Source organism: Candidatus Eisenbacteria bacterium, from assembly GCA_035577985.1.
Taxonomy (GTDB): domain Bacteria; phylum Desulfobacterota; class Binatia; order DP-6; family DP-6; genus DATJZY01.
In genome coordinates, this window is the sequence record DATJZY010000181.1 from 1 (window position 1) to 11,157 (window position 11,157).

The window sequence follows — 11,157 nt, forward strand, 5'->3', positions numbered from 1 at the left end:
CTTCGCGACGACGGAACGCCGCGCGGCTCAAGGGCGCTCCGCCCTCGCCACCCGCCCCACGCACCATCGCTAGCGCCTCACTTCCCGTTGAGTGCTGGGATTCCCACCCCCCAACACAAGAGGTGGTGGGGCGGAGGGGCCGATGCGCCGCGCAGCGGCGCGGGGTCGGGGACGGGGCGGTGGCGCCTGCGAGGCGGCGCGACGAAACGCAAGGGCCGTGACGTCCCGTGTGTCTTGTCGCGCGGCGGAGCCGAAGCCGAAGCCCCGTCCCCGACCTCGCGCCGCCCCCCGACGCCCCCCCGACGCCCCCGACGCCCCGCGCCCCTACGACAACACGAACTCGGTGAACTGCAGCTCCCGCGCCGCCGGCTCCGCCATCACCCGGTTCACCTCCCGGAGCATCTGCAGGCGAAGCGCCTCGCGCGCGACGGCGCTCGACACCATGTAGCGGCTCTTGGTGCGCAGAAGGTCGACGATGGCCGCCCGGACCTGGACCTGCTTGCGCTCGAACTCCCACTCGTCGGCGCGATTGCGCAGGACGACGTCCGCGCTGAAGACGCAGCTCGCATCGTTGAGCTTCGCCTGCATGCGCGTGATGTGGGCGACCGTGCCCGGCGCCGTCGCGACCCAGCCCCAGAAGCCCACGATGGTGAGCACGAGCGTCACGACGGAGGCCGCGATCAGCGGCGGAACCTTGCGCTGCGCCATCTTCGCGCCCCGTATGGGCAGCAAGGCCCGCGCCACGGTCGAACCACGCACCGTCGCGGATCGCCCATGTGCCACGCGGCATCAGGACGCCGCGACGCACGAAAATGACGAGTCCGCCGTGCACCGGTGTTCAGACATGTCCGGTGACGCGCCCATGTGCCACGATCCGGCGAAGCCACCACGCTGGCAGGACACCGGCGGACGCCACCGCCGCCTCGAACCAGAAGAGGCCCTGCGTCCCCAGCCGATCGACGAGCACGCCGGCGAGCGCAATGCCGATCGTCCCGCCGAGCCCGAAGCCGACGAGCCCGTAGAGCGACTGCCCGCTGGTGGCATTCGCGGGCGGTACCAGCTCGACTACGAGCGCGACCGCGGCCAGATGGAATGCCGAGAAGGTGAAGACGTGCCCCAGCTGCACGGCCACGACGGCCCACTGCGCCGTCACGACCGCCGAGAGCATCCAGCGCACGACCGTGACGGCGAGCGTCACGAGGATCAGATCCCCCGGCGAGATCCATCCGAGCACGCGCCGTCCCCAGTGGAAGAGCGCCACCTCGCCCACCACGGCGAGCGCGAACGTGATGCCCGGCAGCGAGCTCGGTAGGCCCAGCGCGCGGACGTGGAGCGCGAAGAACCCCGCCCAGGCGCCGCAGCTCGCCTGGGCGAGGAAGACCGTCGCCAGGAAGGCCGCCATCGGCGGCGTCACGAGCGCCCAGGGCGGCTGCGCGTGCTCCGGATGCCCGCGTTGCCCGCGCGGCAAGAGGGACATGACCGGTGCCAGGAAGACGCTCGGCACGACGATGAGCGCGGGGACGATCCCCGCGCCGTATGCGTCCACAAGCGGCGCGCTCACCGCCGCGCCCACGATGAACGAGAGCGAGCCCCACAACCGCAGGCGCCCGTAGTCGTTTCCGAGCTCCTCCAGGTGGTCGACCACGATCGCGTCCACCATGGGGATGAGCGTGCCGTGGCAGAGGTTCACACCGATGAAGACGAGAACCAGCATCCCGAACTCGCGCACGAAGAGGAGCGGAACGAAGCAGAGCGATCCGGCGGCCGCCGTGATCACGAGCAGACGCTGGCGGTTGCGACGTCGATCGGCGATCCAGCCGAGCACGATCGCGCTCGCCCAGCGCAGGCCCGGTGCCATGGCGCCGAGCAGGCCGATCTGCCAGCCGCCGAAGCCGAGCGACGCCAGGTACAACGGCATGTACGGCAGCCAGACGCCGGCGCCGAGGAAGACGACGAAGTACGCGAGCCGCGCGGTGTACGCCGAGGGTGGGATGCGGCGTTATGGCACGCGGCCGGCGGCTTCGCCCACGTCCCACACCGCCAGCTCGCCCTCGTCGTCGCCCGAGAGAAGCGGGGCATCGCGCCGAGGGCGCGACGCGATCGCGTCCGGCCATCGCCACGCGATCGGGGCCGGCTGGAAGGTGGACGGGAACGGCACCGGGGATGGTCGTCCTCGACGTCCCGTACGCGACCGGCAAGCGGTGCGGCGAGGCCATGTTCCCGGCCCCATTTCGATCTGCACCTACACGGCGGCCGCGGGGCTCGTGAAATGCAAATGATCGGGCTCGCACCGTCTTGACAGGTGCGGCGCTTCGGGCGGAGATTCGGCCACTCGGGTGATCGCGACGCCCGTGTCAGCCGCAGGAGGGATCCCCCATGCCGGAGCACATCGAGGAATATCTGATCGCCCTCGAGGAGCGCGAAATCACGCCGCGGCGCACGCTCAACTCGCTCACGATCCGCGAACCCATCCGCCTGCTGAACCCGCGCTCGCCCGTCTGCGTGCCACCGGCCGCGACGTTGCGCGAGGCCATCGGCATGATGCGCGAGCATCACATCGGCTGCGTGCTGGTCGTCGACGGCGACCGGCTTCTCGGCATCCTCACCGAGCGCGATCTCCTGCTCAAGGTCGAGATCGCGGATCTCGCGAGGCCCATCGCGGAGTTCATGACGCCGGGACCCGAAACGCTGCAGCTCGACGACCCGATCGTCTGGGCGCTCAACCGCATGAGCGTCGGCGGCTACCGGCACGTGCCGCTCGTCGATCGCGACGGGAAGCCGGTCGGGATCGTGTCGGTGAAGGACATCGTCCACTACATCGTCGCGTTCTTCCCGAACGAGGTGCTGACGCTGCCGCCCGATCCCGAGCGCGCGGACGTGTGGTCCGAGCGCGACGGCGCCTGACTCGGTCGGCCGGCGCGGCCGCGACAGCCCGGCGACGGGAAGGTACAGGAAGGGCCATGAGGAAGAAGGCTATCGTCGTCGTCGCCTTCGCTGCGCTGGCGCTCGTGCGGTGGGCGACGCCCGCGGGCGCACAGATGATGGCCTGTGCGGCGGATCGGGAGAAGTTCTGCAGCGGCGTTCCGATGGGTGGCGGACGCATCGCGGCGTGTCTGCAGGAGCACGCCGCGCAGCTCTCCGACGCCTGCAAGACCGCGATGATCGCGCACGCGAAGTAGACCCGACCCGAACTCGCCGACCGCTCGGTGAGCGGGGAGGCGCCGCAGGCGCCGACGCCCGTCGGAGCACCGCGCCTGCGGCGCGGAGCGCACGGGGGCAAAGTGCGGGTACCGCAGGCACCCGCTGTTGGTAGTGTGGCAGAATCCGTTGGGAGATTGTCATTGCAGACATCCGCCGGCCGGGCGATGTTCGCGGACATGAAGCGTACCACCGAGGCTCAGGTCCGCACCGTGGCGATGCTCGCGTACCCCGGAGCCGTCATGCTCGACGTCATCGGTCCGCTCGAGGTCTTCGCGCGCGCCGGGGAAGCCGCGGTCGAGAAGGGACGCGCGCCGCTCTGCCCGTATCGCATCGAGGTCCTCGCGCCGAAGCCAGGTCCCCTGACGACGCAATCGGGCGTCGGGCTCGTCGCCGATCGCGGCATCCGGTCGGTCACGGGCGGCATCGACACGCTCCTCGTCGCGGGCGGCCGCGGCACGAGCGACATGATCGGCAACGCGACCGTGCTTGAGTGGATCCGCCGCATCGCGCCGCGCGTCCGGCGGCTGGGGTCGGTGTGCTCGGGGACGTTCATCCTGGCCGCGGCGGGCCTGCTCGACGGGCGGCGCGCCACCACGCATTGGGCCTGGTGCGACGCCCTGGCGAAGATGTTCCCCAAGGTCGAGGTCGACCGCGACCCGATCTTCGTCCGCGACGGCAACATCTACTCGTCGGCGGGCGTCACGGCGGGCATGGACCTCGCGCTGGCGCTCGTCGAGGAGGACCTCGGGCGGGACGTCGCGCTCGAAACGGCACGCCACCTCGTGCTCTTCCTGCGCCGCCCCGGCGGACAGTCGCAGTTCAGCGCGCAGCTCTCCGTGCAGGCGGCCGATCGCCAACCCATCCGCGAGCTCCTGTCGTGGATCGTGGACCACCCGGACGCCGACCTCGCGGTGGAGACGCTCGCGCGCCGCGTCGCCATGAGCCCGCGCCACTTCGCGCGCGTCTTCACGCGCGAGGTCGGCATGACGCCGGCGCGCTACGTCGAGAAGGTCCGCGTCGAAGCGGCTCGGCGCCGGCTCGAGGAATCGCCCCACGGCGTCGACGCGATCGCCGACGCGTGCGGCTTCGGAACCGCCGAGACGATGCGACGCGCCTTCCTGCGCACGCTGCACGTCCCACCCACCGCCTACCGCGGCCGCTTCCGCTCCGCGCTCGTGCACTGAGGAGATGCCATGACCACCGGAATCGTACTGTTCGACAACGCCGAGGAGCTCGACTTCGCCGGGCCGTGGGAGGTCTTCACCATGGCGGCGATGCTGAAGGGCGAGGGCCGGGTCGTCATGATCGCCGAGCACGATCGGCCCGTGCGCTGCAACAAGGGCATGCGTGTCGTCCCCGACCACACCTTCGCCGACGCACCGGCGCTCGACGTCGTGCTCGTGCCCGGCGGCCAGGGCACGGTCGTCGAGATGGAGAACCCGGTGCTGCTCGAGTGGCTGCGCCGGGTCGGCGGCCGCGCGAAGTGGGTGACGAGCGTCTGCACCGGCGCCGCCGTCCTGCACGCGGCCGGTTTCGCACGCGGAAAACGCGTCACGACCCACTGGATGTACGCCGACGTGCTCGAGCAGCGCGGCGAGGTGACCGTCATGCGCGGCTGCCGCTACGTCCGCGACGGCAACGTCGTCACGGCGGCCGGGGTGTCGGCGGGCATCGACATGGCACTCTGGCTCGTCGGGCAGCTCTACGACGCGGAGTTCGCGCGCCAGGTGCAGCGCGCCATCGAGTACGATCCCGCGCCGCCCTACACCGCCCACGTCTGATCGGGTCGTGACACGACCGCGCGACCGGGGTACGACGACCGCATGGACCTCGGACGCGTCGGCATCTGGCACTTCCTCGACATCTTCCCCACGCCGGTGGCGCAGGAGGCCGCGCGCGAGATCGAAGAGCTCGGCTTCAAGACGCTGTGGATTCCGGAAGCGCTCGGGCGCGAGGCCTTCACGCATTCGGCCCTGCTGCTCGCCGGAACCCGGAGTCTCGTCGTCGCGACCGGCATCGCGAACGTGTGGGGCCGCGATGCCATGGCGATGTCGGCCGCGCAGAAGACGCTCGCGGAGGCATTCCCCGACCGCTTCCTGCTCGGCATGGGCGTCTCGCACGCGCCGCTCGTCGCCGGCATGCGCGGTCACAACTACGACAAGCCGCTCTCGTACCTGCGGGCGTACCTCGACGCGATGGACTCGGCCCTCTTCATGGCCGCGTCACCGACCTCGCCGCCGCCCCGTGTGATCGCCGCGCTCCACCCGAAGAGCCTCGAACTCGCCCGCGAGCGCGCGTGGGGATCGCATCCGTACTTCGTGCCACCCGAGCACACGGCGCGGGCGCGCAAGATCCTCGGGCCCGGCAAGCTGCTCGCGCCCGAGCAGGCCGTCGTCTTCGAGAAGGATCCGGGCCGCGCGCGCGCGATCGCGCGCACCCACATGGCCACCTACCTCGGGCTCCCGAACTACGTCCGCAACCTCCTTGCCCTCGGCTTCACGCAGGACGACGTCGGCAGCGGCGGCAGCGACAAGCTGGTCGACGCGATCGTCGCGTGGGGCGGCATCGACGCCGTCGCGGCGCGCGTGAAGGCGCATCATGCGGCCGGCGCCGATCACGTCTGCGTGCAGGTCCTGCGCGAGAACCCCGCCGAGCTGCCGCGAGAGGAGTGGCGCGAGATCGCGGCGCTACTGCGCTAGCGGTGCGCCTCGGAGTCGCCCTTCTCGTGTGCGTCGTCATCGGCAGCGCCGGCGCGAGCCCCCCGCATCACACCGCAGGCGGGTTCCAGAACCTCGCCCCCACCGACCACGGCGGCCTCGACGTCACGCTCCCGTTCTTCGCGCGGCGCGTGTGGACCACCATCACGGGCCGCTCCGGCAGGCCACCCGTCGTTTCCAACGACGGCGTGTTCCTGCGCGACAACGCCCGGCACAGCATCCCGACGGTCACGTGGATCGGGCACTCGACCGTGCTCGTGCAGATGGACGGCGTCACGTTCCTCACCGACCCCATCTGGTCCGAGCGCGCGAGCCCCTTCTCGTTCGCGGGCCCGAAGCGGCTCGTCGAACCGGGCCTCCCGCTCGAAGCCCTACCCCCGATCGACTTCGTCGTCGTGTCGCACTCGCACTACGACCACACCGACGTGCCGACGCTGGTCGCGCTCGCCCGCCTCGGACCGACGCGCTTCTTCGTTCCGCTCGGCCTCGGCGCCCTCTTGCGCGAGGCCGGCGTCGAGAACGTCGAGGAGCTCGACTGGTGGGACGCGCGCCCCGTCGGGCGCGTCGTCGTGCATTGCGTGCCGGCGCAGCACTGGAGCGCGCGCAGCCCCTTCGATCGGAACGAGACGCTGTGGGGTGGCTGGGTCGTGAGCGGCCCCACGCGCCGCTTCTACTACGCAGGGGACACGGGATACTTCACCGGCTTCGGCGAGATCGGAGAGCGGCTCGGCCCCTTCGACCTTGCCGCCGTTCCGATCGGTGCCTACGAGCCCGCCGCAATGATGCACTGGATGCACATGAACCCCGAAGAGGCCGTGCGCGCCGCCGCCGATCTGCGCGCGAGCCGTGTGATCGGCGTCCACTACGGGACGTTCGACCTCACCGACGAGCCCCCGGACGAACCGCCGGGCCGCTTCCACACCGCGGCCGCAGCGCTGGGTCGCCCCGCCGACGACACCTGGACGCCGCCCGTCGGCGAAACGCGTCCCTGGTGAGGGAGGCCGACTCAGGACGACGTCTTGGGTCGGTCCACTAGAAGATCGCGATCGGGTTCACCGGCGAGGCCGTCCCGCGGCGCAACACGAGCGGCGCGATCGAGAGCAGAAACGCCCAGCGGCGCTCCGCGCCACAGACCTCTCCCAGACGGCGGAGGTCGAGATTGTCGAGCAGGTGGAGCCCCATCGCGACGATCGCGACCGTGTGGATCGGGAGCACGACGCCGTCGACGCGCGACGGCAGGACGTCGGAGACGCCGTCGCAGCCGAGGGCCGCGACCCCGCGCTCGCGCAGCCACGGCAGACACGATGCATCGAGCCCGGCCAGGCGCTCTCGTGAATCCCACGGTCCGCGCTCGTCGCGGCACGTCCAGCGACCGGTGGCGACGAGCAGGATGTCGCCTTCCTCGACGCCCACGCCGCGCTGACGCTCCGTGCGCTCGAGGTCGTCCGGGAAGATCGGCTGCCCCGGCTCGAGGTAGGCGACGCCGAGGGCGCGCGGCACGTCGAGCAGCACGCCGCGGGAGACGACGCCGTCGCGCAGCTCGTGGATGCCGAGCTCGAGCGCACCGTGCGCCGTCACGCGCTCGATCGGGTAGCCGTTGTAGAGCATCCCGTCGTGGAAGATGTGGCACAGGGCGTCGATGTGCGTGGTGGCGAAGCCGTGCGGCGCGAGCGCGAAGTAGTCGCCGCCGTAGTGCTCGGTCGCCGTTCCCGTCATGAGGTGCACGACCGGGCTCGGATTGTCCGCGCTGGGCTCGGTCGGAAGCGCCCGCGCGCACGACACCGTCCGTCCCGTCCGGACGAGTGCTGCCGCCGCGACGCGCTTCTCCGGCGTGATGAGGTTCAGAGCCCCCAACTGATCGCGCTCTCCCCAGCGTCCCCAATTGGAAAGAGTCCGGTGGAACGCCCTCACCTCTGCAGTCGACGGCGCAGCGCGATTCTCCGGCATGCGCTCCCCATAGCTCGATCCTCGACGCTCGCGCGACCCGTCGGGCCGTTACCTTCGCGCCGAATCGAAGCGGCGCCAGCACCCCCCACTCCCGCGTCCCACGCCGCGACTACAGACGGATGAGCAGCACCTGGCCCGGACGGATCATCGCCGACCGGATTCCGTTCGTGACGCGCAGCGAGGGAATCGAGACGCCATGGCGCTTGGCGACGCGCTCGAGCGTGTCGCCCCGCTTCACGCGATAGCTGACCATGCGGGCCCGCGTCAGCTCGGGGAAGTACGCCGGCACGTGCCCCAGGACCTGCCGGGCGGCGAGGAACTCGGCGTAGTAGCTCCTCGACGCGAAGCCGAAGCCCGGGCCGTCGTACCGACGGACGATCTCGCCGAGGTCGTCGGTGCCGGCCGTCTGACGCGCGCGCTCGATGCCCGTCGGGCCGTGGTTGTAGGCCGTGATGGCGAGGGGCCAGCTCTCGAACTGGTCGTAGAGATCCCGCAGGTAGCGGGCGGCGGCGAGGCTCGCGCGAAACGGGTCCCGCCGTTGGTCGGACTTGCCCCCGACGTCGAGGTACTTCTCGGCCACCTCCGGCGTGAGCTGCCAGAGCCCGCTCGCGCCGGCCTCGGACGTCCGGCCCGGATGATATGCCGACTCGACGAGCGGGAGCGCCGCGAGATCGAGGGGGAGGCCCGCGTCGGCGAGCGCCCGGTGGACGGCAGGGCGGAAGAGCCGCTCGGCCGCCACACCCTGGGCGAACGTCTCGCGCAGGCCCCGCTGGATGCGAAGGCGCCCCAACGCCTCGACGTTCGCGGGTTGCACCCCGAAGAGCAGGTGGGCGTCCGGTCTCCGGACCGCGGCCGCCGTCAGGAGATCGGCGACGGCCGCGAGGCGCTCGCGGACGAGGCGAGCGTCCCCCGGAGCGACGTCGCGGACGACTTCGTACACGACGCCGGGCTCGACCCGGTCGACGATCGCGACGTCGTTCCGGCCGTAACGGGTGAAGGCGTCGACCCAGAATCGCACCGCCGGCGCCATGCCGGGAGGCGTCGTGAAGACTGTGCTCTCGTTCGCGACGCCGACGCGCGGCGTCAGGATCACTACGAGCGATGCGACCGCGGCCGCCCCTCCACCCCACCAGCAACCCCCCAGACCGCGGCGTGTGAACCACGCCATGTGTCCCTCCGGGGCTCGAGTGTGTGAAGGCGCGGTTGTAGGCCACCCGCGCGCGGTTCGCAACCGAATTGGCGCCGCTCGGCACGAGCGAACCGCCAAAATCCTTGACACCCTTCATCTCGGCTTCTTATAAGGCGGCGCCTCGTACACATAAGACGCTTCGGCCGATCGGAGGGGGGTTTCGATGACGAAAGCGATCCGGCGGCAGCTCACGATCGCGTTGCCACTGGTCGTCGCGTTCGCGACGATCGTCGGTCCCTGCGTCGGCTGGGCGTACGACCTCGACGCCAAGGGCGACATGAAGCTGAGCGCGCGCGCGTACACCGCCGTGCGCGTCGGCGTCGAAGAGATCGGGGCCGAGGACGCGAACCCGCTCAACTATCCCGGCTCCGGCGTCGGCCACGTCCGCCAGAACCGCTACTTCCTTCAGCTCGACTACGATCACGACATCACGCGGATCGCCAACAGCGGCTGGGGCTTCGCGCGGCTGTTCGGTCTCTTCGATCAGCTTCTCGGCACCACCGGCTGGAAGACCGCGTCCACGTGGAAGTACACGCTCGAGTACCGGTTCGAAGGCGAGGGCATCTACGCCTACGGGCCGAGCGAGTACAGCGAATCGGCGGACAAGCTGCGCCGGGTTCGGCTGAACGTCCCGAACATCTCGATCCCGGCGCTGGGCGTGAACCTCTCGCGGCAGCTTCCCGAAGCGTACATCCGCGAGCGAACGGACCGGCTGCTGCGCAACGCGCAGATCCGCAACCGGCTGTTCACCGCCTATCTCGACTGGGAAAAGGGCCCGCTCTTCATGCGCGTCGGCCGGCAGGTGCTCGCCTGGGGCGAGACCGACGTGTTTCGCCTGCTCGACAACATCAATCCGCTCGACGACAGCTTCGGCGGATTCTTCATCGCCCTCGACGAACGCCGCCTCCCGATCGAGATGGTCCGCACCAGCTACCAGATCGGCAACGTCGGGCCGCTGCAGGACATGTTCATCGAGGGCTTCGCGGCGAACGGAAGCCGCGTCGCGACCGTTCCGGGAATTCCGAACGGTTCGCCCTGGGCGCCCGGCGGCATCGCGAGCCCGAACCCGTCGATCAACACAATCGTGAAGGCGCCGGACCCCACCGCCATCCGCGGAGGGGCTCGGCTCGTGTTCACCGCCATGGACGTGACTGCGACCCTGGCGCACTACTACACCTACCTGGACGTGCCCGGCGTCTCCTTTCGCCTTCCGGGCGTGAAGCAGTGCGCCGGCGAGACGACCGCGAGCAACACGGCGCGCTTCTGCAATCCGCTGGTCGCCTACCAGAACTTCCCGCGCGTGCCGATCAGCGGCGCGTCGATCACGTTCCCGGTGCCCTCCTGGTACACGATCGTCCGCTCGGAAGTCGCGTACTTCAACGGCGAGCCGATGAACCGCCAGGGCCGAGGCAACCCGAACGACACGCTCGCCGCCAAGGGAACCCCCGGATACAACCGGCTCGTCGCCCAGAACAACACCGAGGGCGGTCTCAATCCGTTCGTCTACCCGACGTTCATCGACCCCTTCGGCGCGCGCAAGCAGCCACTGTACGGCACGGTGCTGAAGCGCGACTCGTTCAACATGTCGCTCGGCCTCGACGTCAACCGCTTCATCCGCTTCCTCAACCCGACACAGACGTTCTTCTTCTCGACGCAGCTCTTCTACAAGCACGTCTTCGACTCGCCGGGCGACCTCGTGCTGCCGGTGCCGTACCGCAACATTGCGGTCGGCTCGCAGACGCCGATCATCGGCAACCCGAACGACCCGAACAACCAGTTCGCCGTCCTCGGCGGTGGGTGCGGCAAGCCCGGGAAGAAGCACGCGTGCCCGCTGCAACCCCGCCTGTACCCCCTGAGCGACAACCACTTCCTGCAGACCCTGCTCATCACCACGTCGTATTCGGGGGGCCGGATCGTGCCGTCGCTCGGCATGTTCTACGACTGGCAGGGCACTTTGGTCCTCCAGCCCGGAGTACAACTCGTGCGGGACCCCTTCCGGGTGATTTTCGACTTCACGCACATCTCGGGAGCCCCCACGGGGCAGTTCGGGACCGTCCGCGACCGCGACAACGTCCGGTTCCAGTTCGAGTTCGTCTTCTGAGG

12 protein-coding genes are annotated in these 11,157 nt (G+C 70.3%); 7 read left to right on the forward strand and 5 right to left on the reverse strand.

All coding sequences use genetic code 11. The features are described from left to right. Positions 1-324: 324 nt before the first annotated feature. The 3 genes from VMS22_25585 to VMS22_25595 form a co-directional block, all read right to left on the reverse strand. Complete coding sequence (locus VMS22_25585; GenBank protein HXJ37415.1) at positions 325-708, reverse strand: flagellar basal body-associated FliL family protein; 384 nt, start codon at positions 706-708, stop codon at positions 325-327. A 130-nt stretch (positions 709-838) separates the two neighbouring features. After that, positions 839-1,993, reverse strand: coding sequence for an MFS transporter (locus VMS22_25590; protein HXJ37416.1), 1,155 nt, complete (start codon positions 1,991-1,993; stop codon positions 839-841). A gap of 6 nt (positions 1,994-1,999) precedes the next feature. Continuing rightward, on the reverse strand, positions 2,000-2,158 hold the full coding sequence (locus tag VMS22_25595; protein ID HXJ37417.1) for a hypothetical protein: 159 nt from the start codon (positions 2,156-2,158) through the stop codon (positions 2,000-2,002). 218 nt (positions 2,159-2,376) lie between these two features. On the opposite strand from VMS22_25595, the gene VMS22_25600 reads away from it, so the two are divergent. From VMS22_25600 to VMS22_25625, 6 genes are all read left to right on the forward strand, one after another. Beyond that, a complete protein-coding gene (locus tag VMS22_25600; GenBank protein ID HXJ37418.1) occupies positions 2,377-2,904 on the forward strand; it encodes a CBS domain-containing protein in 528 nt (175 codons plus the stop codon). Positions 2,905-2,960: 56 nt separating this feature from the next. Continuing rightward, a complete protein-coding gene (locus VMS22_25605; protein HXJ37419.1) occupies positions 2,961-3,179 on the forward strand; it encodes a cysteine rich repeat-containing protein in 219 nt (72 codons plus the stop codon). A 198-nt stretch (positions 3,180-3,377) separates the two neighbouring features. Continuing rightward, entirely contained in the window at positions 3,378-4,385 is a 1,008-nt protein-coding gene (locus VMS22_25610; GenBank protein HXJ37420.1) for a GlxA family transcriptional regulator, read from the forward strand. A 9-nt stretch (positions 4,386-4,394) separates the two neighbouring features. Further along, positions 4,395-4,982, forward strand: coding sequence for a DJ-1/PfpI family protein (locus VMS22_25615; GenBank protein HXJ37421.1), 588 nt, complete (start codon positions 4,395-4,397; stop codon positions 4,980-4,982). Between the two features lie 42 nt (positions 4,983-5,024). Next, entirely contained in the window at positions 5,025-5,900 is an 876-nt protein-coding gene (locus VMS22_25620) for an LLM class F420-dependent oxidoreductase (protein ID HXJ37422.1), read from the forward strand. 2 nt (positions 5,901-5,902) lie between these two features. Continuing rightward, positions 5,903-6,913, forward strand: a complete 1,011-nt coding sequence (locus VMS22_25625; protein ID HXJ37423.1) for an MBL fold metallo-hydrolase — start codon at positions 5,903-5,905, stop codon at positions 6,911-6,913. A gap of 37 nt (positions 6,914-6,950) precedes the next feature. Here the strand turns inward: VMS22_25625 and VMS22_25630 are convergent, their stop codons facing one another. Together VMS22_25630 and VMS22_25635 are read right to left on the reverse strand one after the other, a co-directional pair. Beyond that, entirely contained in the window at positions 6,951-7,865 is a 915-nt protein-coding gene (locus VMS22_25630) for a cyclase family protein (GenBank protein ID HXJ37424.1), read from the reverse strand. A 109-nt stretch (positions 7,866-7,974) separates the two neighbouring features. Continuing rightward, the gene (locus VMS22_25635; protein HXJ37425.1) at positions 7,975-9,033 is read right to left on the reverse strand and encodes a transglycosylase SLT domain-containing protein; all 1,059 of its coding nucleotides are present in this window, start codon (positions 9,031-9,033) and stop codon (positions 7,975-7,977) included. A 184-nt stretch (positions 9,034-9,217) separates the two neighbouring features. On the opposite strand from VMS22_25635, the gene VMS22_25640 reads away from it, so the two are divergent. After that, positions 9,218-11,155, forward strand: coding sequence for a DUF1302 family protein (locus VMS22_25640; protein ID HXJ37426.1), 1,938 nt, complete (start codon positions 9,218-9,220; stop codon positions 11,153-11,155). Positions 11,156-11,157: the final 2 nt, after the last annotated feature.